This is a genomic window from Providencia sp. PROV267 (assembly GCF_028477825.1).
Taxonomy (GTDB): domain Bacteria; phylum Pseudomonadota; class Gammaproteobacteria; order Enterobacterales; family Enterobacteriaceae; genus Providencia; species Providencia stuartii.
The window spans coordinates 109,882-136,623 of sequence record NZ_JAMPLX010000023.1 but is presented as its reverse complement, the minus strand read 5'-3'; the positions used below and the strand labels follow the sequence as shown (position 1 = coordinate 136,623).

Annotated in this window: 21 protein-coding genes and 2 pseudogenes; 14 read left to right on the top strand and 9 right to left on the bottom strand. The window is 38.9% G+C overall.

Annotated elements, in window-relative coordinates:
* Positions 1-598 precede the first annotated feature (598 nt).
* The 7 genes and pseudogenes from PR709_RS15650 to PR709_RS15625 all read left to right on the top strand — a co-directional run bounded on the left by PR709_RS15650 (position 599) and on the right by PR709_RS15625 (position 6,997).
* Positions 599-1,882, top strand: coding sequence for a tyrosine-type recombinase/integrase (locus PR709_RS15650; RefSeq protein ID WP_115167876.1), 1,284 nt, complete (start codon positions 599-601; stop codon positions 1,880-1,882).
* A 108-nt stretch (positions 1,883-1,990) separates the two neighbouring features.
* Entirely contained in the window at positions 1,991-2,878 is an 888-nt protein-coding gene (locus PR709_RS15645; RefSeq protein ID WP_115167877.1) for a hypothetical protein, read from the top strand.
* A gap of 354 nt (positions 2,879-3,232) precedes the next feature.
* Positions 3,233-3,394: pseudogene (locus tag PR709_RS19605) on the top strand (helix-turn-helix domain-containing protein); the annotation flags it as partial.
* Between the two features lie 483 nt (positions 3,395-3,877).
* Positions 3,878-4,108, top strand: coding sequence for a helix-turn-helix transcriptional regulator (locus tag PR709_RS15640; protein ID WP_115167879.1), 231 nt, complete (start codon positions 3,878-3,880; stop codon positions 4,106-4,108).
* Positions 4,109-4,300: 192 nt separating this feature from the next.
* Positions 4,301-5,809 (top strand): YfjI family protein, encoded by a 1,509-nt coding sequence (locus PR709_RS15635; RefSeq protein WP_272570988.1) that lies wholly within the window; start codon positions 4,301-4,303, stop codon positions 5,807-5,809.
* 374 nt (positions 5,810-6,183) lie between these two features.
* Positions 6,184-6,810, top strand: coding sequence for an inovirus Gp2 family protein (locus tag PR709_RS15630; protein ID WP_272570987.1), 627 nt, complete (start codon positions 6,184-6,186; stop codon positions 6,808-6,810).
* Positions 6,797-6,997: a YagK/YfjJ domain-containing protein gene (locus tag PR709_RS15625; protein ID WP_226693778.1), complete on the top strand. Its 201-nt coding sequence runs from the start codon at positions 6,797-6,799 to the stop codon at positions 6,995-6,997. Before PR709_RS15630 ends, PR709_RS15625 begins: the two co-directional genes overlap by 14 nt.
* Positions 6,998-7,050: 53 nt before the next feature.
* Here PR709_RS15625 and PR709_RS15620 read toward each other — a convergent pair.
* The 7 genes and pseudogenes from PR709_RS15620 to PR709_RS15590 form a co-directional block, all read right to left on the bottom strand.
* Positions 7,051-7,430, bottom strand: a pseudogene (locus tag PR709_RS15620) (MobH family relaxase); the annotation flags it as partial.
* A gap of 94 nt (positions 7,431-7,524) precedes the next feature.
* On the bottom strand, positions 7,525-8,358 hold the full coding sequence (locus PR709_RS15615; RefSeq protein WP_272570986.1) for a restriction endonuclease: 834 nt from the start codon (positions 8,356-8,358) through the stop codon (positions 7,525-7,527).
* A gap of 94 nt (positions 8,359-8,452) precedes the next feature.
* Entirely contained in the window at positions 8,453-11,530 is a 3,078-nt protein-coding gene (locus tag PR709_RS15610; protein ID WP_272570985.1) for a type III restriction-modification system endonuclease, read from the bottom strand.
* A gap of 9 nt (positions 11,531-11,539) precedes the next feature.
* Positions 11,540-13,576, bottom strand: coding sequence for a site-specific DNA-methyltransferase (locus PR709_RS15605; RefSeq protein WP_272570984.1), 2,037 nt, complete (start codon positions 13,574-13,576; stop codon positions 11,540-11,542).
* A 207-nt stretch (positions 13,577-13,783) separates the two neighbouring features.
* Positions 13,784-14,470, bottom strand: a complete 687-nt coding sequence (locus PR709_RS15600) for a DUF4391 domain-containing protein (protein ID WP_210853285.1) — start codon at positions 14,468-14,470, stop codon at positions 13,784-13,786.
* Between the two features lie 3 nt (positions 14,471-14,473).
* On the bottom strand, positions 14,474-17,806 hold the full coding sequence (locus PR709_RS15595; protein WP_210853283.1) for a helicase-related protein: 3,333 nt from the start codon (positions 17,804-17,806) through the stop codon (positions 14,474-14,476).
* Positions 17,807-17,843: 37 nt separating this feature from the next.
* Complete coding sequence (locus tag PR709_RS15590) at positions 17,844-18,779, bottom strand: WYL domain-containing protein (RefSeq protein ID WP_272570983.1); 936 nt, start codon at positions 18,777-18,779, stop codon at positions 17,844-17,846.
* 987 nt (positions 18,780-19,766) lie between these two features.
* Here PR709_RS15590 and PR709_RS15585 point away from each other — a divergent pair.
* The 3 genes from PR709_RS15585 to PR709_RS15575 are packed head-to-tail and all read left to right on the top strand — an operon-like array spanning position 19,767 to position 21,359.
* Positions 19,767-20,870, top strand: coding sequence for a hypothetical protein (locus tag PR709_RS15585; RefSeq protein ID WP_272570982.1), 1,104 nt, complete (start codon positions 19,767-19,769; stop codon positions 20,868-20,870).
* Positions 20,861-21,205: a hypothetical protein gene (locus PR709_RS15580; protein WP_272570981.1), complete on the top strand. Its 345-nt coding sequence runs from the start codon at positions 20,861-20,863 to the stop codon at positions 21,203-21,205. Before PR709_RS15585 ends, PR709_RS15580 begins: the two co-directional genes overlap by 10 nt.
* The gene (locus PR709_RS15575) at positions 21,192-21,359 is read left to right on the top strand and encodes a hypothetical protein (RefSeq protein WP_272570980.1); all 168 of its coding nucleotides are present in this window, start codon (positions 21,192-21,194) and stop codon (positions 21,357-21,359) included. Before PR709_RS15580 ends, PR709_RS15575 begins: the two co-directional genes overlap by 14 nt.
* 655 nt (positions 21,360-22,014) lie before the next feature.
* Here the strand turns inward: PR709_RS15575 and PR709_RS15570 are convergent.
* Positions 22,015-23,346: a reverse transcriptase domain-containing protein gene (locus tag PR709_RS15570; protein ID WP_154632373.1), complete on the bottom strand. Its 1,332-nt coding sequence runs from the start codon at positions 23,344-23,346 to the stop codon at positions 22,015-22,017.
* Positions 23,347-23,350: 4 nt separating this feature from the next.
* Positions 23,351-23,998, bottom strand: a complete 648-nt coding sequence (locus PR709_RS15565; RefSeq protein WP_272570979.1) for an SLATT domain-containing protein — start codon at positions 23,996-23,998, stop codon at positions 23,351-23,353.
* An 844-nt stretch (positions 23,999-24,842) separates the two neighbouring features.
* On the opposite strand from PR709_RS15565, the gene PR709_RS15560 reads away from it, so the two are divergent.
* The 4 genes from PR709_RS15560 (at position 24,843) to PR709_RS15545 (ending at position 26,724) form a co-directional block, all read left to right on the top strand.
* On the top strand, positions 24,843-25,079 hold the full coding sequence (locus tag PR709_RS15560; protein WP_047254850.1) for an ECs_2282 family putative zinc-binding protein: 237 nt from the start codon (positions 24,843-24,845) through the stop codon (positions 25,077-25,079).
* Complete coding sequence (locus tag PR709_RS15555) at positions 25,076-25,543, top strand: hypothetical protein (protein WP_047254849.1); 468 nt, start codon at positions 25,076-25,078, stop codon at positions 25,541-25,543. The genes PR709_RS15560 and PR709_RS15555 overlap by 4 nt, the downstream gene beginning before the upstream one ends.
* A complete protein-coding gene (locus tag PR709_RS15550; RefSeq protein ID WP_047254848.1) occupies positions 25,528-25,752 on the top strand; it encodes a hypothetical protein in 225 nt (74 codons plus the stop codon). The genes PR709_RS15555 and PR709_RS15550 overlap by 16 nt, the downstream gene beginning before the upstream one ends.
* A 138-nt stretch (positions 25,753-25,890) precedes the next feature.
* Entirely contained in the window at positions 25,891-26,724 is an 834-nt protein-coding gene (locus tag PR709_RS15545; protein WP_047254847.1) for an abortive infection family protein, read from the top strand.
* Positions 26,725-26,742 lie beyond the last annotated feature (18 nt).

Sequence of the window (26,742 nt, the reverse complement as noted above, 5' to 3'; positions counted from 1 at the left end):
AATTAATTAAACACTCATAAAGGAATAGCTTTAATGATTATGGGAATACTTCTTTCTCATTTAAAAATAAATATTACTCAACCAACCTTAAATAGATAGTCTATATACGACAATTAAATAAAAATAAACCATATCTTGTAGAAGTCAAACTCCCATTAGCAGCATAAAGAAATACTTTTATCATTAGGTTCTTAACTGGAACGGATACCTAATTAATCTTAAAGCGAATAGTTTAAATTCATTATTTTCAATAGATAGGGAGAACTTCAGTGAAGAGATTTCTTGGACTAAAGGAATAGGATGGAAACAAAAAAGCCACTTGCTAAGAAGTGGCTTAATGCGCTGATTTAACAGCTAAAATTTGGTGGCCCCTACTGGACTTGAACCAGTGACCAATCGATTATGAGTCATGCATAATACTTGTTCTCACATTTCTTAAATTGTTCTCAATCTGTTTTTTTATTATTAAAATTCATAATATTAAAATAAAAAAACGTTCTCATTCGTTTATTTTAATACCTAATTGTTCAAACACTACCTGACCCATTACCTGACCTGATATAATAATCAGGTCTCTCACATTATTGGTGATAATCAAATGAATTTAACCGAAACAGCCATTCGTGCTTTAAAGCCTAAAACCTCAGCCTACTATTCTTGGCACCAAAGTTCACAGAGAGGTACTGGGCGCATTGGTATCAAAGTACAACCCTCTGGGAAAAAAGTATTCTACTTTCGCTATTATGTAAACAAAGGCAAAAAAGAAAAGTTTATCCAAATTGGCCTATGGCCTGAAATGAAGCTAGCGACTGCAAATGAAATTGCTAAAACATATAGTTTATGGCTCAGCGAGGGTAAAGATCCAACCAATGAATTAGATATCCTTAAAAAGGAAGAACAGCAATTAGCCCAATTTAATAATAGCCAAGGTTCTTTTGAGCAATTGATACATGGCTATGTTAATAAAATGAAACAAGATAATAAACGTACATGGCAAGATGTCTTAAAAAGGCTGGAAAAAGAATGCTATGAGCAGATCCCTAGAGGCACAAAGGCAAAGGATGTAACACCAATCCAAATTAAAAACCTGTTAAGTACTATTATCCAACGTGGGGCGGTTGTACATTCAAATCGGATACGTTCATATTTAATGGCTGCTTTTAACTTTGGGATTAAGGCTGATAACGACCCTATGAATGCAAATAATGGTATCACATTTGGATTAGAGTCAAATCCTGTTTCAATGATACCTAAACAATCAGCTGCCGAAAAAGTCGGTAATACATGGTTAAACTGGGAAGAACTATCATTTATCATGAATTCAATAGCTGAAACCTCTGGTGTTGGTATCCTCATGCAACACTTAATTAGGCTATGTATATTTACAGGCGGACAGCGACCTTATGAACTCATTGCAAGTCAGTGGGGTAATATTGACTGGAAAACTAAAACACTACTTATTACATCTGATATTTCCAAAAATAAGCGCGAGCACCTTATTCCTCTCACAGATTCCGCACTATCAGAGCTTGAAGCTATCCAAAAACTCACCTCTCACCTCAATAGTAACTATATTTTTCCGTTATCTAAAGATGGAAAAAGACCAACAAGAACAGATAGCCTAGCACAAGCAATTGGCTACTTTAGGAAATACCATCCAGATTTTAAACACTTCACAGCAAGAGACCTTCGCAGAACCTGTAAGACCTTAATGGGTGAAATTGGAATAAGTAAAGAAATCCGTGATAGAATTCAAAATCATGCTTTGAATGACGTCAGTTCTAAACACTATGATAGATATGATTATCTAAATGAAAAACGCGCAGCTTTATCCCTATGGGAAGAAGAATTAAATCGAGTTTTATCATTACAAATAACTTAAAAACCTCACACAAAGGAGCTTTCACTCAAAAAATTTTTCATAAAAATACGACTATTTTATTTTTCATAGTAATATATAAAAAAACACAATAATATTAATGAGGTTATCATGAAAAGAATAAAATTTCTGAAATTATCGAAAATACTCAATGAGTATAACTTTAACTACAGAGATCTCCTTGCATACTGGTTTACTGATAGAATATATATTTTTTATCACTATGATAATCAAGACTGCTTTTTATATTTAAATTCGAAAGAAAAACTAGAGAAATCACCGACTACCTGTGATATAGAAAAACTAGTATCATGTTATAACTCTAAAAAGAACAAGCTTCAAAGTTTCACGTTTGACAAAAGATACAAATTAGAATTAGTAAGCGAATCACTCAATATGGATTTAAATATAAATTACAGATATAAAATAAAAGGATTAATATCAGGTTATTGGCCATTACAAATAAAAGGTAGTGTTAATTATACAAATGATGTATATCATATAATAGGAGATTCTTTCGATGGCATTAATATATCTATGCACGATGAACAATTCAAAGAATTAATGATTTCTGGAATTCCAGATATAGATAGAATCATTAATGATAATGATAGAGATATATTTAAATATCATAGTTTTGATTTAATCACTTTACCTAAAAAAGAAAAAGTGGCTATAGGCGAATTTTATATTTTAGAGAAAACTTTTTTAACTTTAGCTAAAAAAAACAAATGGAGACCCTATCCCGATATTAATAAAGGGAAAAGTAGAACATCCGCTCAGCAAAGTGAAGCCATTTATATTCTTTACAAAAAGCTATCAGATGATTTTTACGAATTGAAAAGTTCTAAAAATAGAAGTTATAGTTCTACTGAGTTTAATAAAGACTTAAATTTACTTTCAGAAAAAAAAGGAAATAAAATTAAATTTAATGAGGCAACCACTGCAGGATGGGTAAATTCTTATCCAGAAATAAAATTAATAAAAAAAACAAAATAACCGCTTCCCTCCTTTTTATTACAATTTCAGAAAGGAGGGGTTAATTTAAATTTATTCGTAAGAAATGATATTATCAACTATACCCGCGTTCATTGAAGTTGCTTAATTTTATGCAAAATAAGGGGCATGCTGACAATATAAATATTGAACTCAGTTCTGAACAGAAACGTACTCTTGAAGCACAGCATCGCAAATGTCGTGGCCGTACGTAGAATCTAGGACAGGATACGGTTCATACTGCTTTCTGCTGAAGGCTGGTCAAGCGGTATCAGAGGCTCAATCCCAGCGTATTAATGAAACGATAGTCCGTAGCCACCAGTAGGACTAGTTTAATAACGAAAAGCTGAAGCCTAAGAATGGTGGGATGTCCACTACACCGTGCTGGACATGAACAAGTGGCTGCACCGCAACAGTTTCAGTTACCGAAGACCCTAGGGTGTGCCGCATAAGTTCAGCGCAAAAGCTCAGCAGATGTTCGTGAAAACCTACAGCGCCTTGAAACAGCAAGCCGGTGATTAAGCAGCTGAGGCACAACCGCCACTTCCTCTCAGCCAAAAAGAATCCATTGCTTCTTCAGCTATAAATACCGTTCATCACCGAGACGTTGACTGATCGTATTAATGAGAACTTCCAGATGCTGAAAAATGCATCTTCAAGTTAATAGTGTATATACTAACTTATTGTCTTTGATATCACCTCTCATTTACCCATAATTAGATATAATGGTGTCCGATTAAATACTTATCACACACAAATTTCCTCCGTTAAGCTCATAGTATTATTTAGTGGTTTGCCATACCTTTTTCTTCAAATGTCCATGGCTACTTTCCCAATATCTCGTCATCCAAATATCCCCAAAAAACCTCAAAGTAAAAAATAAAAACAAATAAAACAATAAGTTGAAAATCCATTCTTTAATAAGGGTTCAATCGATTGCCAAGCTACCGTTATTTATATCACTATATACGTACCCAATAAATTTGCTAAGAAAAGATAACAATGGATACAAATACCCCAAACTCAACGTTACGTATGGAGCTTCTTAAACGTTATGGAGAACCTCGTGATCGCCTAGTTCGTGAAAAAGAGCGAAAAATAATCACATCGATATCCCGCACAACCGCATGGAAACTAGAACGGGAAGGTAAATTCCCTAAACGTAAGCAGCTAGGCCCTAAATCCTGTGCCTGGTTGTTAAGTGATTTACTGATATGGATTAATGAAAAGTAAGGCTCCTATTAGTCATAGCTGTATTAATTAAATAAAGACTAAATTGAATAAATAAATTTATCAAGTATTTTTTGATTAATTATTTATCAGGGTAACTTTATCTTTTTTTTACCATTCTGATTATTGCTATTTCTGCTATTAATAGCAGGAGTAGCAGTTAACTTAATTAGTTTTAAATAGAGAAATTTAAATATGAATAAAAATACATTCCCCATTGATGCTCTACCGAACATTATCAAAGATGCCATTAATGAAGTTCACAAAAATACCCAAGCGCCCATTCCTTTAATTGCTGTATCTGCTTTAGGAGTTATGTCTTTAGCTTGTCAGAACCAAATCAACGTTTTGAGATATAATAATGATAGTATGCCTGTCTCTCTTTTTTTTCTAACTTTAGCTGAATCAGGGGAAAGGAAAAGTACCGTCGATAAACTATTCATGAAACCCATTTATCAAATGGAGGCTGAACTTAATCAAAAATATCAAACTGAAATGAGTGCTTATCGCCATGATAAAAAGTTATTTGACCTCAAGAAAAAGTCATTATCTAAACTCATTACTACCGCATACCAAAAAGGTAATGACCTATCTGATTTTGAGGCACAATTTAAAGTTTTGTCTAATTCTGAGCCCAAAGAGCCCATTCTATATAAATTTTGTTTTAATGATGCGACACCACAAGCAATTAAAGATCACCTCAGCAAAGGCTCTAATTCCATAGGCTTGATGTCAGATGAAGCAGGAGTTGTTTTCGAGGGGAGAGCTCTGAATGAGCTCGGCTTCATTAATAAGATGTGGGATGGGAGCCCATTTTCTGTCTCTCGTAAGAGTGAAGAAGATCAATATATTAAAGATGCAAGAATGACATTATCCTTAATGGTTCAACCTACTATATTCAAAGAATTTATACAAAAAAAGGGAGATAAAGCTAAAGATATTGGCTTTTTTGCCCGATGTTTGATTAGCCAACCAGCATCAACCCAAGGTTATAGAATAATTACAGATACAACATCATACTCTGAATATTTAACTAAATTTCATCATCGCTTAACAGAAATATTATCATTAACAACAATACAAAATCGCAATAGAATTAATATAAGATATAACCTATCCCTTTCTGACGAAGCAAAAGCTCACTGGATTGATACTTATAATGATATAGAGAAAAATTTGATGAAATCAGGCACACTTTATCACCATAAGGAGTTTGGCTCTAAAATGGCTGAGCATTGGCTCCGCTTAGCAGCGATAATACATTATTTTTCATATGATAAAAAATTAATCTCATTAGATAGCTTACAATCTGCGGGAAAACTAGTTCACTGGTTTTATCTTGAACAACTAAAGTTATTTCCAGCTAATGATGAAATCTCCATGGCTAATCGAGATGCCGATACTCTATCTGTATGGCTAAATAATTTTTTTGATAAAAATAATATAAAAGAAATTAATAAGAACTACATTCGACAATATGGCCCTAACAGTTTAAGGGACTCAAAAAGATTGGATAAATCACTTTTTATATTAGCATCTAGACTTGAATTCTTTTCAAAGAAAAAAAATAAAACAACGTATATTTACCGATTTGATTTAAATGATTTATTACAGGTTAAAGATGGACCTTCTGAGTACATTCCCATGATGGAGGCAATAGGCAGTCAAAATTATTTAAACCAAGATTTTACAGTGAAACGTTAGGTATCATTGCATAGAATTACATTTAAATCCTTATTTTTTCTAGTTATACGCATTAACTCCAGAGTGGTTATTTGTTAATCAACTCTGATATAAAGGGGGCTGAGTGATATTATTGATGTTGGATAGGTAATATACTTCTAATCTATTACTGATCTATTTAATCTAATATCCCATATATAGATCTATTAATTAACTGGTATATATCTACTAGCCATATAATCCTATTAGTGAATATCACTATAAATACATATTCATCATTAGGTATGTAATCGAATTAACCATTAACGCAAACTGGGTATAGGTAACCCTCATTACCTATACCCTACCCTTTAAATTAATCACTGAGCCATTACCCATGGCTCTAAGGTATACTTATGTCTAATGATAACGATTCCATTTATAACCCTGATTATATAAGAATCATAGAAAAGACCTTAACCCGTTCCTTAACTGACTATACACGTATTATGGCATTACGTGTAGACTTACGGTTTCCTGTCATAGATAATCACGGTGATATGCCAACCTGCTTTATTAACCTAGATAAAGTGATATCTCGTTTCATTGATTCATTAAACGCTAAGCTTAAACATTATCAATACAGTAAAAGGCGAAAAGGTCAACGTACTTACCTTAACCGATTGCGTTACGTATGGGTAAAAGAACAATCCAGTTCTGAGCTCCCTCACTACCACTGTGTATTAATCTTCAATAAAGACGCCTACTATCACCTAGGAGACTATAACTTAGATGAACCTAGTTTACGGACGATGATTACTACAGCGTGGTACAGTGCGTTACAGCTCCAATTAGACCCTATCTCAGACCCGACTGGCGCATTAGTACACTATCCTAATAACGGTAAGTATTGCTTAAATCAGAATTCCTTAACGTTTGAAGCGGATCGAGCGATGTTGATGAATAGGCTAAGCTACTTAGCGAAAGAGCACTCGAAACATTATAATGCGAATTCACGTAGCATAGGTTATAGCCTTTCATAATTGTAATAAGGATGATGTCAGTACGATAGTTCACTACCCTGAGAACTGTCGGTACTGTTTAAATCGAGAAGCCTTATCCTTTAGCGATGACTATAATACCGTAATAGAACGATTAAATTACCTAGCTAAAGAATATTCTAAACACTACAGTTCGAATTACCGTACGATAGGCTATAGTCAGTACTAGAAGCGACTTAGGCAGGTAGCGCCCGCTACCTGTCTTTTAAAAGGGTTCCACTAATAGCCGCAATCCTCGTCTGTTAGGGAATATTCTGATACGAGCTTACCAATATCATGGAACAAAACGCCGAAGGCCACTGCAACACGCCACCTTGGTTCAAGCTCTTTTTTCTCAACAGGTCTGCCACTGGTGTCAATGATCTTCAAAAAATCCACCACAATGATCAATGCAAGGCTGAATGAGCCTTTGGAAATCAAGCAGATTAAAACCAAGTATCTGGGAGCAGTTTGGCAATTTGCTCGTCTTGTGTGGACTGCAAATCCTCGGGTGACGCAGCTGGCACCCCCTTCAGGAATGGCGAGTAGCGTGGAATTTCTGTATCTAGTTGAGATGACAGCTCTGGTAATGCTTTGGCTTGAAAAAATAGGTTTTTGAACATAGTGAACCTCCGACACGATAGTGTGAAGGTTCACTAACAATTAGGTTGTTAGATAGTCGCAAGAAACTTGCACTTATCTGTAGCGATGATAGAGCTAAAGACTTAAAAACCAGTCTGGTTCAACTGTTACTTTTTCAACCAACTCTGTTTTAACACCTAAACTAAGTTCTTTGAGCTTATCGGCTAACTGATCACCATCAACCAAGTCAATCGGAGCAACACCATCACGGTTGGCTTCTTCAATGGCTGCTTTTGTAAAGCTGCCAGTTGTTATAAACATCCCACGATCTGAACGTCCTACTGTTGCCCCTCTGAAATCTCGGATTTCTGGTGCCCCAACTGAGCCTTTGTATTTTTTACACTGAAAGGCAATATGAAAACTCATCAAACCATTGATTCGGGCAATTCCTTTGCCATCGATACCACCATCCCCCGTGCGACCAGTCACTTCAACATGAATGAAGCCTGATTCTCTCAATAACCTCTGTGTTAACCGCTCAAAAGCATCAGGGCTCATTTCTTCAATGAGTACATGGTGTAACTTTTCACGCCAAGCCATAGCTTCTTCTGGTGAATCATTAGACGAAAGCTCTGGCTCTGAAGAAGAACTTTTTGACCCCCCAGGCTTTCGGTCAAGCTCTCTGACAAAGTTCACAATCTCTCGACTATCCAGCTTAGCATTTTGCTTGGCTTTATCAGTCAAAGCCCAAACGCCTCTTGATGAATTCTCAAGATATCCTGCTTTTTTGAGGTAGGTTCTCGCCCAAGCCAATCGATAACCAACCTCTGTTTGGCTGCTCTTTTCGGGGTTATGCAACACGGCTAAAGTCTGCTCATCAAACTTTTCTAGCTCCACGACCTCCTCGTATATTTCATCAATACTGCCTGAGCCGCCAAGATTGTTCAGGGCGATGATGAGTGGCTGCATCAGCTGGTCAAAAGTAACCATAAAAGATCCCATCCAAAATCAAAAATGGGCTTCCCATCCTAGAAAGAGCAGCCCATATTGGTGACATTAATATCTAACCGTTTACGACTTCCATCAATTTCGAGTAACTCGTTACAACATCATATTTGACGTTTTCACTCGTGATCTCTGCATTAATTTTTTCAAAGAATTTCCGAGCACATTCAATCTTGCGATCTTCTATGCCACGCAATTCAAGCGAAGACATCGTTCCTTTAGTCTCAGCAATAAAGTAAATGTGTTTAACACTTCCTTCTTTGAAAGAAATCGCCCAATCAGGGTTGTAGTCGCCAACAGGCGTCGGTATCAGAAAACCACGAGGCAGTTTTGCATAAACCACGACTTCTTTGCTTGTATCGAGCTCAGTAACAAAGTCCCGCTCAATACCTTGTGAATCAACGACTACATAATCATAAATATGCTTATTAACGCCACTAACGGCTTTTGTCATATCAGTGATTTTTTGCTCTGCCGTGAATATATCAACATCATAAGATTCGTTCGTTGGATCATATGATAGCTTCTCGATGATCACAGATGCCTTTTGCTCTTTCACAAGGCGTGAAGCCTCAGCGAGAAAATGCTCAGGGTTCTGCTTAAATTGTGCAAATACTACAGGTTCTATACCCATCAGTATTTCGGCGACTGTTTTGCGAGTCAGCACACAATTTTCAGCCAACTTACCAACCAAGTCATAACGAACAGCAGAATGAATGCTCGATTGATGAGTTTCAGTCTCAGTGTTTTTCACCTTGAAACTTTGTCCAGCTTTGAGTTGTTCGTCGGTAATGCCATCCAATTGAACACCATCTTGAATGGTGTATTGAAGAGGCGTTACCTTAAGTTCTTTATTGAGCACTCGAATACAATTTTTAATCAACTCAGACGAATCAAAATCAACCTTATAAACCGCTTTGCGATTGATTTTGTGCCAAAGCTCCTGAAACTCTTTCTTATCAAAATTAGCATTCAAAGGATTGTTTTTAGGTTTACGATCATCACCAACACCTGGCAATTGCGCTTCACTATAAACACCGTCAATCAGGGTCAATATTTGCTCTCGGTAAGGCTCTAACTCAGCAGGCATTGGCGCTAACTGCCCACTAGCCTTAGCCTGGTGGAATGATGGCGCGATTGAATCGTCAGCGTCATTGGTATAATCATTTTTAAGCAAATACTTATAAATTTGCTTAGCCATGACAGGTGTTACTTCTACCGGGCCATCAGCCGTTGTAATTATCTTACCCGTAAAATAAGCTTCATCTGCTTTTCTAGGTCTCGCAGAGAGAGACTCGCTGATCTCTTTTTGCAGATTCGTGACAAAGTCTTTATAGCTTTCACTTGCAATCACCGACAAAACATTAATTTCATGCACAGTTGCCGGATGGTCCTGTCTGTCACCATGTTTATTGACGGCCAGACGTAAACCACGTCCAACTTCTTGACGACGAGAGATAGTATTGTCGCTGTGTTTCAACATACACATGACAAATACGTTTGGATTATCCCAACCCTCGCGTAAGGCCGAGTGTGAAAAGATAAATCGAGTAGGCTCTTCAAACGACAGTAACTTTTCCTTATCTTTTAGAATCAAGTCATAGGCATCTACATCGTCTGATAGCCCGGCATCTTCACCACGAACTTTAAAGCCAGGGTTCTGAAGACGATTTGATTTCTTATCAATTGAGAAGTAGCCATTATGCGTTCTAGAGCCTTCAATGGCCGATAGATAGGCTTTATAGGCATCATTCTGCTCACTCGGTAAAAGGGTCAACTCATCAAGATACTCCTGTACAAGCAAGGAGTACTCTTCCTCAAAGACGCGAGCATAATCACCTTTCTCATCCGCTTGAGAGTAATCCCTATACTTTGCGACTTCGTCAATAAAGAATAGAGAGAGAACCTTTATACCCTGGCTAAAAAGTGTTTTTTCTTTTTCAAGGTGCGCTTTAATTGTCTCGCGGATCTGTATGCGGCGAATTGTCTCTTCGGTCACGTCTCCCGTGGCATCGCCCGCGGTTAAAACATGGCCATTTTTGAATTCAACCGTGTCGTTAATCGCGTTGACATCAGTAACCACAAAGTCACGGTACTGGTCCAGACCATTGCTAAGATCAAAAAGATTATCGCCCTTAGTAACCTTCTTGGGTATGCGTTTGATGCCATTTTGTTGTTTAACCTCGATCTCTATACGAGCCACTGGCATTTTTTTCGAGATCTCGATGGATTCCAAATATAGATAGGCTGTCGTTCCCGCCAAGCCTTTTACTGAAATACCACGAACGGCAATTTTCTTAACCAGCTTATTGTTATAAGCGTCAAGCGCATCCAGGCGATGCACTTTATTATGTGTTGTCTTATGCGTGGCCGAATATCGAAGTACCATCAGTGGTTTGAATTTGGCTAAGGCATCTAATGTCTTTTTACCTTCCATCTTCTGCGGCTCATCCAAAATCAGGATTGGACGGTTTGCACTAATAACATCAATAGGACGCCTAGACTGGAAGTCATCCAACTCTTCATAAATACGTCGATTGTCTTTTCCTGACGCATTAAAGGCTTGAATATTGATGACCATCACATTGATGCCACTGTCAGAAGAAAAACTTTCTAACTGATGCAATTGTTTCGAGTTATAGATAAAGAACCGAGCCTTTTTACCGTTGTAATTCTGAGCAAAATGCTCACTTGTGATTTGCAGCGACTTATAAACACCTTCACGAATGGCGATGCTAGGCACAACGATAATAAATTTGCTCCAGCCATAGCGCTTATTCATCTCAAAGATGGTTTTGATGTAGCAATATGTCTTACCAGTACCGGTTTCCATTTCAACATCGAGATTAATCTTAGAGCTGGAATTGCTTATTAACGCTTCTGAAACAGGGAGGTTCTGTCTACTTTGAACACCATGGATATTCTGCAATAGCTGCGATTCAGTGAGCGCGAGTTCAGCATTTTTAAAACCATCCTGGTCGCTCATATCCCAGCCAGCGTTGCCAAATTTATCTTTGGCAACGCCAGGATCGATTCGGTAGGTTACGCCGGAGGTATTAGGTTGTCCCGCAAAGCAGTCAACAACCGACTCTACGGCAACAGTTTGATAAGGTTGGACTTTGAACTTTAACTTCATACTCCCTCCTTATATCGCTTTAACTTCAGTATGTGGGGACACTTGCTTGAAAATCTGCTCGGCATTAATTTTTACTGCATCAGACTCAAAGCCGTCATCACGGAATACTACGCGAAGTGGTTCTTTTATGGCTAACTCTTTAATCAATACTTCATTTATACGCAGATCAAAACAGGCCACTAATGCATCATCATCAACAAAGAAAACTGTTTTGCCTTGAATCGTTTCTTTTCTGATTGGTAAGGTTAAATCGACGCCCCAATCCAGCAGTACTTGAAAGAGTAAATCTTCATCAGTGCGGTCTGATTTAATATTATCTACCAATAAGTCTAGCGAACCCTGAGTAACTTGATCTGGAGAGTAGTAAACATCCGCCATATTCGAGGTATCCACTTTAAGTACTCGGAATCCAACGTCTTTATTCCAGTCTTTGTGGCACTCGCCTGCTAATATTTTTGCACCAGCTCGGCGGATGCGTTCTTTAGAAATCTCAGCAATAGTTTTGTAGCCAGCTTTGAACGCTGCTGACTCTGTATCACACTCTTCCGGCAACTGAACCATAATAAATTTTCGGTTTCCGCCGTCTTCAGCATTAATCGCCATTACTGAGTGGGCAGTGCTACCACTTCCAGCGAAGAAATCTAATACAATACTACTTTTATCAGTCGATAAAGAAATTAACCTTTGGAGTAGTTTTACTGGTTTTTTACCATTAGAAAATTCAGTGTCTCCCTCCTTTGTGAGGTTGTTGTACTCAATGTCATCCCAAAGAGTAGTAATACGATCCATGTAGTAATAGGTATTATCAACTTTTTCTACTACGTCAGCTAAAAACATAACCATGTTACGTTGTTCTGATGTTGACCCTGCTTTATAAAAAACTTCAATCTCTGTTCCTTCATTACGTCCTTTTATTGGTGTATAGACACAACTATACATTGGAAAGTCATGTCCGGACGTTTCTCTGATTACAGTTTGCCTTACACTGCTCTGGGCATTTGTAGTGCGAAATATCCTATCTGCGAACTGATTGTAAACTTCATCTATCGTGATCCCTTTCGATCTGGCAAATGCTGATAGAGACATTGTTTGCAAATTCTCATATCCATAGAATTTGATTTTTTTAGTTTTATCTTCCTTGATAAGAACTTTGTTTTCCAAGTTGGTGATTATTGATGTGTACTTCCAACTTTTGCCTTCTTCTTCGTAACTCTTGATACGGTCTGAAAGTTTTGTTTTTATATAAACTGGGTTAAGGAACGTTGACTCTTTATTTTTTGAATACACCCAAATAAATTCAGTAGCATCTTTCAGGCTCTTTCCTTCAGAGCTTCCAGATACTCCACCTATTTTAGTTTTAACGGTAATAATATTTATAAAATTCTGCTCACCGAATATCTCGCTACAGATTTTCCCTAGAGAATCTACCTCATTGTCATCTATATGGATGAATATAACGCCGTCATCAGATAACAAATTTCTGGCTAACTTTAATCTTGAATACATCATAGTTAACCAATCAGAGTGGAACCTACCATTTGTATCCCTGTTTGCGACTAAGCGATTACCATCTGAATCTACTTGGTTTGATCGCTTTAAAAAAAGATCATTTCTCTCAGAGAAATCGTCGTTGTAAATAAAATCGTTTCCAGTGTTGTAAGGAGGGTCGATATAGATCATCTTAACCTTGCCTAAATAAGTTTCTTGCAACATCTTTAGCGCATCGAGGTTATCGCCTTCAATAAAGAGGTTTTCAGTGGTGTCAAAATTGACACTTTCTTCTCGACTAGGTCTTAATGTTTTTGCGATAGGTGCATTCGCTGTTAGTAGTGCCTCTCGTTTACCAGGCCAGTTCAGCTGATAGCGCTCTTGCGGGCCTTCAACGATTGAATTTGATAGCTCTTGTTTAAGTTGGTCAAAATCAATGGCCAGCTTTAGCTCTCCGTTAGCACCATTTGATTCCGTCACGCAGTTCGGAAACAACGCCTGAATTTTCTCTATGTTTTGCTGCGTCATGTCGGGGCTGTGCATCTTTAATTTATCCATGTGTTTTACCTTTTGCGTGATGCCTTACATTTATCGCCGTCATATTTGTCGCGGTAGCGTTGTTAACTGCGTTCATTCACCCCAATCACATAGAAAAACTATGCTCAGGGGTTCACTCACTTGTCGCCTAGCTACCACACCAACTATTTAGGCCATAATGAAAGCGGGCACTATTTAACTGATTAACATTGTTTATCTGTATATTCTTTATGCGAGTAACTCTTCAAGCTCGCACCTTAAATTCTTTAACTGCTTATTGAGCTCAACCTTGCGGTTAAACTGTTTCTCAGCATGAACCTTCTTCTTATATTGCGAGATTTGCTTTTCCAATGCCTGAATTGCCATCAAGCGTTCAATGACCTCTTCAATACTCTCGGCGGTTCGTTTGGGTATGGGTAATAAGCGCGTAAGAAGCTTTTGATACAGCTGCGCCATATCGATTGCAGTTGGCAAAACCAAAACTTCAGAAGTTACTGTTGATGCATTAACTAAATAGAACGTTTCTGAGAACAAATAACGGCTACAAACCCATTTGGCCTGATCGTTCTCTGCCTTACGCTTATAGCAAGCGGCGTAATGGCCTTGCTCACCACTAGCACCCCATACCTCAAATAGAATGGGAAAAGGTATGGCCAAATCAATCGCTTTAAGTACGCTGTCGTCTATCGAGTCACCTTTAAGCTTCACACTGAAAACCTGTATTTCACTGACCTCACTGGTTTGGGGAATATTCAGCGTGCTAGGCGATAGCTTGTAAGCCCAAAGAATTTGATCTACTTGCTCTACAAAAAGTGACTTCAACCCAGTGGTTGCCGCGCTGTGCTCATATATTTTGTTCTTAGGCACGACTCGACCGAACTTTGCGTTGTCAGGAAATATCCAAGGTGAGTTCATAAACTAGCTAACCTCATCCTGAGCACTATTCTCCATCAGATGCTTTTGCTGGATCACAATAAATGCCAGCAATTCAAAGTCATCAAGCCCGGCAAATGTATTCACTAAAGCAGAGGTAGCGCCACCACTGAACAAACTATCAATATCTTTTTCTTCCTTAACTTCAACCATGCTTTTTATGGCATCGGTTAGAAGGTGAGAGTAACGCTGCATATCTCGACCGTCTTGTGTTAGGCGATTAAATAACGCACAAATATCACTGAGCGGCTCTGTTTGCCCTTTGCAGCTACTGCGGATTAAATCTAATAATCTCTTTACCTCAAAATGATTAGCGACGATGTGCCCCTCATTCGATACATAGACAAGGTAATAAGGGTGGAGCCTGTTTTGCAGATCTCTATCGATACTGTTATTGACGTTTTTCAGCGCAAACACCACGCCAGGCAATAACCCTAATTCTGGCTTAGCTTCAACCACCGCATGCATGCCGCTTGGTGCATTTCTTGGTTCGCCGTAGAGTTTCATTAGATTTAGCAGGTCCATTCGAAATTCGTTTAGACCTAGATCGGTGATAGAAACCCCCGTTTTTAAATCTTCAAGCTCGATGACTTCTTCTTGTAGTTTCTTTAACTGCTCTTTACGGTACGACACATCATTCGCTTGACTACTTAGAACGTTATCATCACCGGTCGCTGTCACGTCAACAATTGTCATTCGACTTTCAACACGTTCTTTTAAGTTGATGTACTCATCCAGCGATATATCAGGCCAGTAGTTAACTAACTGAATGCATTTATTCGGCGAGCCAATACGGTCAACTCGCCCAAAGCGCTGAATAATCCGAACTGGATTCCAATGAATATCAAAGTTAATTAAGTAATCACAGTCCTGTAAGTTCTGTCCTTCAGAGATACAGTCTGTAGCAATCAACAAATCGATTTCAGCGGGTTCGTCAGGTAATACACTTGCTTTCGATTTGGAAACTGGCGAAAACAAGGTGAGCACTTCTTGTGTGTCGTAACCTTTTCGTCCGGTTTTTAAGGTGGTCTTAGGTAAACTGGCACCACCAGTGATCATCGCAGTATGGATTCTATGCTCGCTTAACATCACAGGTGACAACTGCTCGTACAGATATTGAGCGGTGTCAGCAAACGCCGTGAACACGATGATTTTCCTGTTTCCAGGATTTATCGGATTATTTATTTTTGCAGCAATATGTGATTTCAGATGCTGCAACTTAGCATCCTCTTCTGGCTTAATTTTGCTAACAGAATCTAGTAACCCTTTGATCAGCTCCAAATCACCATCTAAATCCTGCTGCCAGGATGGAAGATCCATATCCATCAGCTTGATTTTGATCTTGTTGCCGATTTCCATATCGTGATAAGAAGGCATATCGTCTTCATCTGCTTCAATAGACTCAAGCGCTTCAACGAGACTGCTAACTTCGGTTTGCCCGTCTCGCTTATAGAATTCGTCGATAATACCTAGAACACGAACATGGTTATCATGGAGAGATTGCAAGGTGCTTCTGAACGAGTATACGGAGCTCTCAAGACGCTTTAGAAGGTTCGTTGTCATCAATGCAACCAAGCTTTTTTCACGGTCGCTTTGCTTTAACTTACCTTTTCCGCCTTCAACTTGCGTGTCATACATCTCCTCGTATTTCTTCAATCTACTCGGGAGGATATAACTCACTGGCGCATAAACAGATAGTTTGAGTAGCTTAAGCTGTTCAAAGATCTCATTCAGGCTTACTACATCCGAACGAGTAGTAAGCGGACAATGAAACGATATTGGCTTGTTACGTTCAGGGAAATGGCCAATATCTGTTGTGTCGTAGAAAGTTGTGATGTGCTTTCGTGAGCGAGCGATAGTGACGCTATCAAGCAGTTCAAAAAAGTCAAAATCTAAGGCATCGAGAATGGCTTTAGCTGTTCGCGTCTCTGGGTCTAGTTTGGACCAAGCGTTAAATGCAGCTTGTGCTTGGTTGAATATCTGTTCCACGCTTTTTGTGGTTTTAAGATGCTTTGTGAGATTGCTCGACTCACCTTCATAAGCCAGTGCAAGTTGATTCCTTAGGTCAGTAAATCTGTTATTCACTGGTGTCGCTGATAGCATCAGCACCTTGGTTTTTACGCCAGCGCGAATCACTTTATTCATCAGTTTCTGATATCGAGTTTCTCGATCTTTCACTGCATCGTTATTTCTAAAGTTATGCGACTCATCAATGACGACCAGATCATAGTTACCCCAGTTGATTCTATTCAACGGAGTACCGAAGGATTCGCCAGAGGTTCGGCTCAAATCTGTGTGACACAAAACATCGTAACTAAAACGGTCTTTAGCAAAGATATTTGTTTTTAGGTTTCGATTAAAGTTGAGCCAATTATCCGCCAATTTTTTCGGACATAGTAGAAGTACGGACTTGTTCCTGAGCTCGTAATACTTGATGACAGCTAACGCTGTAAAAGTTTTACCAAGACCAACACTATCAGCCAGAATGCAGCCATTATAGGTCTCTAACTTATTGATAATCCCCGTCGCGGCATCTTTTTGGTAGTTAAATAGCTTGTTCCAAATCAAGGTGTCCTGATAGCCGGTTCGATCATTTGGTAATACATCCTCTGTAATATCATCAAGGAATTCATTAAAAATGTTATACAAAATAATGAAATAGACTTTTTCAGGCGAGTTTTCCTGGTAGACAGACTCTATATGCTCGCAAATGGTTTTAGTAACATCTTGGAGCTTCGCAGGGTCTTTCCAAATTTGGTCGAATAACTGTAAGTACTGGGCTGTGAAATTTGGCTCATCGATTTTTTGCACAAAATTCGAAATAGCATTTCCTCGCTGATACCCTAGATCAACCGCCGTAAACCCGCTAACCGGAGCAAAAACTGCACTCTTTGTCTCTGTTTGCTGTCTAGGTGCTTCCGTCACAACAAACGACTGCATTGGAGAATCAGTTTTGTTTGATTTGAATGTCGCTTTCTTTCTGATCCAATTTGCACACTCTTTAGCGATCGCTTTTTGAGTGAGCTTGTTCTTTAACTGTATTTCAAAGTCAGTTCCGTAAAGGCTGCGTTCACGCTCAGCTTTGGGGATAAAGAACTCTCGTTTTTCTTTTTTGAATTTATCGGTAACTTCATCCGCGACAAAAGTAGGTGATGTGAAGATGAACTCAAGTGAGTCTATCTTCGCTAACTCCTTTTTGAGAGCCTCATACGCATAAATAGAAAAGCAAGACGCAGCAATCTTTAACTTTGTGTTCGGTGCCAGCGTCTGTTGAAGCTCGTCACCTAATAGGTTGTTAAGGTTATCGATTATTTTCATCAAAATTTATACCCTGCGCCAAGTTCGTTTTTGTGCATTAGTTACCAAGTTCTTTTTCAATCCCTGGAGCTAGCATGATGTTTTTAACTCCATAAAGTGTTGCTCTGTTCTTTAAATACAATTGAGCTCCACCATCTTTTAGTGTGGCGTTGGAAGAACAATCCACATTCCATTGTCTGAGTAAATAGCCTGCCGTTGCCGCTCTAATCTCAACTTTCATCACGCCCCACGTCATGCCATAGTCTAGCTCAATCGCTTCGCTGTGCTCAATACGAGGATGCGGCACTAATTCTAGCTCTACAAAGCGATTCCATTGCCGGTCTTGGGGTTCGAGCTCCATTTCAGACAAAGTGGAGTCTTCAAGCACAACCGCAGCTTTAATTCGGGTCAATACAAAGTCACGGAACTCACCATGCTCGCGGTCAAAACCACGAACATGCCAACGCAGGCCATTGTCCACCAGCGTATGCGGCACAATTTCACGTATTGTTTCACCACTCGATAACGACACATAGGTGATACGCAAGGCTTTGCCTTTATGGATGGCTTCGGTGACTTTCGCCACTATCGATAAACTCGGCTTGTTAAGGTGATAAGGCGCTTCACACGCAAAAGGCGGTTTTATCTTGCCAGTAAAACCATCTCCGTACCCTTGGCTAATTGTCGCCAATGTTCGAACGACGTCGTAGTCGAACAAGGGCTCAAATGCTTCACCTCGTTTATGCAGCTTGAGCTTTTGGTCATACTCAATGTTACCTGGTGCAAGCACTCTGTATAGCGAGAAGTCTTTCGTTGCTTGTGTAGCCGCTATGCTGAAGCGATCGACTAAATCTGCCCGTACCGCTTCCCCCTTAAACAATAAGGTGAAATCGATGTGAGCAATGCGATCCCGGATTGCTTGTGGCAACTGCGCTATCTTCGAAAGCCTATATGACTTCGCCCCTACCGTTTGTTTCAGACCATCATTTATCATGCGTCTTGTTTATCCCATTCAAGCAATGTCTTAATACTCTGTTTATCAAGTCATGACTGGCATCGCATCATCACATTAAACTGATCCGCTCTACGCGGTTATTCATCCACACTGACTCAATCATCTCTACGGGTTGAAGCTGGACTGATGGATATAAAGTACGGAATAGGCTCCAACCTAATTAATTATAATAAGAGCCTATCTCAATAGGGATTAATTACCGCATAAAAAATATATTATCACTGTAACCAAAACCTTATACAGCCTGACTTTTAAACATCGATATGGCTGGGTAAGGTGATGAATTTAGCTCCTATTGAGATAGGCTCTAAATGTCCCCTTATATAAATAGGAAAGCCATTTCTCATTTTGCATATAAACTATTTGTGTCTAATGTTGTAAATACTCGCATTACACTGGTATTATCTCCTGCTAAAGGATAAATATTGGATGATTGTTGTTCAAGTTAATTTTCACGAGCCTTAATGAGTATTTGGATAAAGGATTTTTATGATTGACGAAAACAGCATGTTGCGAGCAAGTTTGCTATCCTATCGCAATAGCAAATTGCTTAATGAGAACGCCGATATAATATCGATTGTTGAATTTATCATTTATTCTGATAGTAGATTTACCGACCAAATCTCAGATGAGGAAGCATATTCTTTTTTTAATATGCTTCCATTGTCCTATGATGATGTGGTTCCTTCTATTACAATACGAGCTAATTGGTCATTTGTACGCAGATAAAGGAAACAATATGGCCTAGATCAGTGGTGAGATAAATTACTATGATCACAAGCAATATGTGAATGTCCGTCTGGTAGGAGGCATTGTTAGGACAATACCACTTGCACCATAGGCCATCCCGCGGACACTAAATAAGCCTTTATCAATCAGTCTGTCACATGGGATCCACTATTCCGTCATGCTGACGGACAGCCAGCCTTGAACATAGCTCTGCTTAAAAAAGCACATGAGGACGTAATGGCGAATATATGGTACAAAATTAAATCGGTTTTCATAGCAGAACCGGAAGATGCATACTGGAATCAAAGAGCAACCAACTTGGACTATCTGGTAAAGCGGCATACGGGTGAAATTGTAGTTGACCCGACCACCGCTCACTTGTCTCTGGATGACCGGGCCAAAATGGCAATCGATACGGTAGACTTCAAGACGATGCTTGCCGACCTGGAGATATCGACGGACTATCGTGCACTCAATTCCAATGATATTGTTGTGGCAATTTGCATTGGGATCATGGGGGTTGGCGCTGCACATATGACAAATCTCTATGCCGATGCACTGGAAGAAAAGTTCGTAAAGCTGCATGAATATTTTAAGCCTGTGGGTAAAGGTACCAGTCCCTTAGATTACCGGGCAGGTGCTAACCATCGATCTATCTTTGGGCACGACTTTAATCTCAATCAGAAACTACCAGACGGTTATACGTATGATGGGCAAGATGTCGGTGGGCAAACTGTATATTCGCTGGTGCTAAAATACCTCGAAAGTAATTTTCCCGGGAGCAGTGGACTCGGCCTGCATCTTAAAGCAATCCTGCATATTCTGACCCACTATCTTTCCGATTTACCCACAACGAAAGGGTTACCTTTACCCTTTTCTTCTTTTTTTACAGAATGGAAAGAGGATCCCACCAAATCATCAGGCTATGCGGCTTCTAACCCTTTGATGGAAGCTCTGGGAGATGAATACGGAACTATAAACACAGCTGATATATCTAGCTACGCTGTCATGAAGCTGCTTTTACTCTCTTATGCCGCTTTTGCTCATAGGGGACTGGATACTCCAGAAGATGAAAAAGAGCTACATAAGACGCAACTTGCGGTGATCGCTTATGGCACTGCACTTGTTATACAGATGATTCTGCTGGTAACAGGAACTCTTGGGCGAACCGGAAAGCTGAACTACCTTATTGCTGGCCCGTTCCTCTGGAACAGTGCCCGATCGGTGTTGATAGTTCATAAACAGCATCGTCAGGTCATGACTCATTACGAGAAATCTATTTCCGTACTTAATGACAGCGAATCAAATTTTGACAATTGGGTAAAAACTGTATGCGCTTAGTAAACCATGCCACTAATACAAAAAACTTTTATCATTTTGAAGACTCCGATGATTATTGCGAGCCTACTGTAGTAACAGCAGCAGCTGAGCGTTTGCGGCAAAGCAAAGATCTTAAGGCCACTGATGTAGCCCAACTCGAAACGATTGTCTCGCTTGAACTGCTGAGGTATAAGTACGCTTCTGGTGAAATGACGGTGGATGATTTAAAGTCGCAGATACAAAAACTGCGTAATACTTTAATTGATGTCCATGGCCGGGAACCTTTCGATAACGGCAATATAGACAAAGGTTTCTACAGATTTCTGAACGAGGAATATGGTCTTGTCACAAAGTAAAAACATCCTGGCTGCTGTTGGGTTATTAGTGACTGCAATTTCATCAGCTTTTGCAGGGAAAAAGTCTTCGGACGCTCTTGAAAAACGTCGTAAAAAATCGATTGAAAAGGAAGAGGATGGGATTGATAAAAAACTGAAAAAGGACGGCAAATGATTATTTTATTTATTGTTATTGCATTAATTTTTTTTGTTATTATATTTGGCGCCAATGAGGTGCCCAGACGAAGAAGGCATCAGGCGATGCAGGAGGCAAAAAAGAAAAGGTTTCGTGATAGTGACCAGAGATGAATGACGAAGTATTACGATCACGCATATGTAGCATATTGATGATGTCCACTTCCCGTTATCTGATATGTATTAGCTCAGACTTGAACTAACAGGTGTTGGGTAGAACATAACTAAGCCTGACCGGCTGGTCTGAGCGAAGTGCGGACGTACAGTAAACTGTCCACTACCCTTATTGTCGATATCCCACTCACTGTTCCAATTCAGCCATCGTCAACTCGGCAACTTTTATTGTTGTTGAGGCAGTATCGTTACTTGAGAGGGTCCAGGTGTCAGAGGACATTAAAGCTTGAAACTCGACAATGAATACTGAAACCATGACAATAAAGTCCGAAACTTTTCGATGCTATTTGTCGCAGTCTGCCTTTTGTTCTAACAAGCTTTTGCCCCAAAGCAAGTTAGTTACAGTTTAAGCCTCACGTCTTTGAATCATTATTTGGTCTATTTTACCTAATGCCAGTAATGCCTGTCTGGCATCTATAGGATCGAGGAAACATCTCCCCTTGTTTAACCGGACACGTAACCTAGTAACCAAAGTCTTTCACATCAACTTCTAGCTCTCTGACTTGAGAACCTATTTTTTTATGGAAGTGGTAACGAATTTCTTCATCAGGTATATTGGTCAAATCAAAACTAAAATATTGAACTAACACCTCTTTCATCTCAGGTACGTCATACTGGTCGAAGTTTGGTACATAACTGGTGTTATATTTGTTGTGGCTAATTTCTTTGAAAGTACGAACAAACTTTTTAGGTTTGATTTCTACCTCAAAACGCTTACATAAGCGCAGGACATAATGATCTAGTCTGTGGAGTAGTTTTTCATCATTGATCTCAGCGAAGAAAAATTGCCAACCCTTACATTTCTTCTCAAACACACAGCCAGTGATTCGTAGGTTCAATCGCCATTCTAAAATTTTTAAGCTCTTATTTTTAGAGTGCTTATAGCTTGTAAAAATTCCTGCAAGAGAAGCCTTTAACTTTTCAATCGAACCGTTTCTTGCAGAGATATGCTCATTGGTAAATTGATACCCAAGATAATCAAAACCGTTAGCAAGTGAGTCAATTTTTGACTTCTCTGGCGCGTTCTCAGGGCTGTGTATTTTTAAACCAATATTGCGAAACTTCTTGATAATGATTTGTGCTAGATCACGTGCTTGATCAGCAGAACAAAGAACTAATACATCATCAACGTAGCGGTAGCATTTTACGTTAGGCAATTCAGATAAAAATTTGTCAATGTTTTGGAGGTAGATGGCAGCAAGGATGTTGGAAACAGCCAACCCTTGAGGTACGCCTACTTCACTTGGCTTATCATCCTTTCTCGAAACTAGAACTGAAGGGGCAGTGACAGCCGAAAAGATCATGTCTAGTATGTGATCTTGCCTAATGCGCTTTCTCAATTGAGAGCGTAGGTTTTTATGTCTTATCGATGGATAAAAATTCGAAACATCTAACTTAATATAGCTATCAAAGTCACCAGATAAAGTGTGAGCCTTGACATCTTTAATGACATCTTGAGGAAGCGTGAACTTCACTGATTCTGCAAATCTGTCTTGTAGAAAGTTACACATTGCACGTAATGCAATTCTATCTCTCACTGTCGGGATAGAGATTTCACGAGGGGCTTTATTTCTCCCTTTAGTCAGCAACTTTAGCTTGTACTTGGAAAACGTATACGAACCTTCAATCATTTTACGAGAAATGATTTCAATTTGTGGGTCTAACTGTTTTCTAAAAGAATACTGATTCATATTGTCTATGCCAGTCGCACCAGAATATACAACATAATTGGAAAAGATTTCTTTTAGATTCTCGTGCCTAAACTCTTTATTAAATTGGTCTTGTACACGCATTTTATCAACCAGTACAAGTTGGAGTGGATAAGAATAAAGACGAGTTTAATGCAAGCAATATCAGTACTGGCAAGACATAGAAAAACACAAGAGTTAACAATCTAACAACAAAATAAGATACTGTTAAAAACCAGTGATGTGATGTTGGTATTCTAGTAAGAGCTTGTTTGGGTTGTTGTTTGTTTTCCGAGGTGTCTGAATGGAAATCTTTGCTTACTTGTCTTACGCTGCTAGTACTTGCCCAATACTCTTGGCATAGTGCGATGGCAAAATCTTTGTCAGTGTGGTTTTCACAAGCATTTAGCTTAGATTCGTAGGCTGTTGATAAAGTGTCCAAATCAGGATTTGGCTTGGAGGCTTGATGCATAATGCTATTCAAACTTTCATAACATTCTTTGATTAGGTTTGCTCTTTCCTTAAATGAAAGCCCATTGATGAAACCTGAAATGCAAAGTACGAGGACAGAATATACAACCCAAGAGATTGCTTCGATTCCATTTTGTGGGTTATTTAGATAATAAACGGATACGGCGACAGAGAAGAATGAATACCAGAGTAGTATTACTTGTGAGTGAAAAGCGTTAGATAAAAGTCGTTTCTCTGTTTGGATTCGAGCTTTTCTTGTCCACCAAATATTGTCTGCTAAAGCCACCTTCTTCTCCTAATGTTGGGGGGGTGCTTCATAGAGGTAGTTTAGTTTACAATAAGTTAACACTCCTACTGGAGTAAGCATATACGAGATACACTAAGGGCGAACCCTTCGAAATTAGTTTCACTCTTATTGCTAAGAGTGGACAGTTACTAAGACCTGTCACCACTATGAAACACAGTGTGTATGTTACATTTTCGGAGTTCGAAGCTCAATAATTTTTTGTCACCGTTAAGCTAGTTTCCATACTTTAGGTAATTAAAGAATCAATAATTTAGCAAAATCACTGGCTCACTTCTGTCCAAAAGTGAGTTTCAATCTTTGTTGTCACAATTTTTCTTTGGATAGGCACGTTGATTGAATCTAAGTATTGATCTTTATTGTCATACATACCTTCTATTGACACGAAAGAACGGACTGCGAAGGCAAAAAAGTTTCAAACATTATTGTTATGCATCCCTGAAAGTGTAACATCTGTCTTAATGGTTAATATCTACGGTTGCAAGGATGAACTGAACTAAAGCATAGTTCTTATAGAGGTAGTGCTTTCTGTGCTGATTGAAATCTAAAAGAGACGATGTTGCCAAACTCATTTCTGCCCCAAAGTCAGCTAGCCTCAGATTTAGGACACACTTCTTTTGTCATTATTTGACCTATTTTTTCTAATAACTGAATATGTAGTCAGTTGTGTATGGGATATTATACCGAAACTGCCTTCATTTTAAATTTTGTATTTATTTTTAATCTAATAAAACAATGAGATAAGTGATTGTAATTGGTATTTTCTCTACACTTATATGGAAGGTGTCTAGTTAAAAAATACTGTTATACGATTTAGGAGGCAAGTATGTTGAAAACTGATCATATTAGTATCAAATGTCCTGAATGTGGACATACTGAGTTTGAACAGCCTGAAGATGTCAAAGATGATGATTTCGTGAAATGTGCTAATTGTAATTTCGAGATCATGCTTGGTGATCTGAAAGAAATTGGAGTTGAACAAGCAAAAGAAGTTGTTATTCCTGAAATCAAAGCAGAATTAGATAAGATGCTTAAAAAAACGTTTAAAGGTCGTTTCAAATGAGCCAATACGAATTACTTACTTTACTGACTTCGCTATTGGCTATTGTTGTGTCGCTAGTCTCTTTAGTTCGTACTCGAAAAATAGCTCAAGAACAGTTGGAGCTTGAACGAGTCACAGCTGAACTATCAAAAGTTCAGCTCAAAAACTTAGAAGAAGAAAACAAAGCGAAAAATCTTCCTAAGTTTAATGTGACGATACAAAGGTTAGGAAAAAACAGTTTTTTCTATATCACAAATGCTGGTCAAGGTACTGCGTATAACCTGAATCTAGAGTTAGTAAACTGCTCAGAAAATCCCTTGTACGATGTCGAGCATAAACTACCTCACCCAGAAATGAAGCCAAATTCACGTGTAAAACTCAATGCTGCGTTTCACATGCAAAGCCCCTTGAAGTATGAAGCTAAACTGACATGGGAAGATGCTGAAGGTAACCCTGTAAGTGAGAATTTTTGGCTTACGAGGTAGCAAAATTTGCTGTTGCGACAATAGGTACATTTCAGCAATTCGACCAATCAACGTTGCTAGCCGATGTTAATGCGGGTTTGGGTATGAATAATGGAGGCTTAGATGGTGGTGCTATTTTGCCTACAGATCTTTGTCGTCTATTCGTGAATAGCGGTGTTATTTCTCTAAATGGAACAACTATAGATCAAGATGCCATACAAACGCTTTAAGACGGATTCGCAACGCATGGCATTTTTACTATGCGTTGGCTCATGTGTTTAAGGTGTATGCAGAGGCTTGCTCGGTACGTTGCTCACACCTTAGCAAACCGCTAGCTTACAATCATCAACTTTTAATTAAGAGGCAATATGAGAAAAGACATTCCTGCGCCCGTAATCGCGGTTTTATCAGACAATTTATCTGCACTCGAAACTCATACAAGACTCGATAACCTTTTCTTATATGCTGATGCCCCAGGGGAGCCACCTGAAGGTTCTAAGCCCGTTAAAGTTCAAGCGTGGCTAAGACGAATTAACAAAGAATCAGACGAACCATTAAAAGTCCTTGGTAAGTTGATTGAAACGTATATGGAGTTACCAAAGCAAGAAGAGGAAGATGTCTTCCAGTGGGGAACTAACGTCACAAATCATAAAAAGGAATTCAAAGATAAGCTTGAGTCAATTTTTGCTCAGTGCAATCTAACTTACATTAATGGCGGTATTGTATCTTATGGTAGTTCCGCTCCAAGTCGCTCCTTGTCTGACTTAATTAAAGGTAGAGATATTCCCTCAATTGAAACTGAATTTACAAGAGCGCTAGCAAATGTAAACTCTGAACCTAGAGAATCAGTGTCAGCAGCTTGCAACATTTTGGAATCCATCTTTAAGGTCTATATTGCTGACGAGCAATTAGAACAACCTCAAAAGCAAGATCTACAAAACGTTTGGAAAGTTGTGCGTGGTGATTTAGGTTTCGACCCCAAATTGGTTCAAGATAATGACTTAAAAAGAGTGTTATCAGGCATCCTGTCAATTGTTGACGGTATTGGAGCGTTTCGCACACATGCCAGTTCAGCGCATGGTGAGGGTCGAGTTATGTATAAATTAAAGCCTCGTCATGCTCGTTTGGCAATTCACTCTGCCCATACAATAGCGATGTTTGTGCTTGAAACTTGGGACGAAAAACGTAAGTCAGCGAGCTAAACAAATCTATTCAAGAGG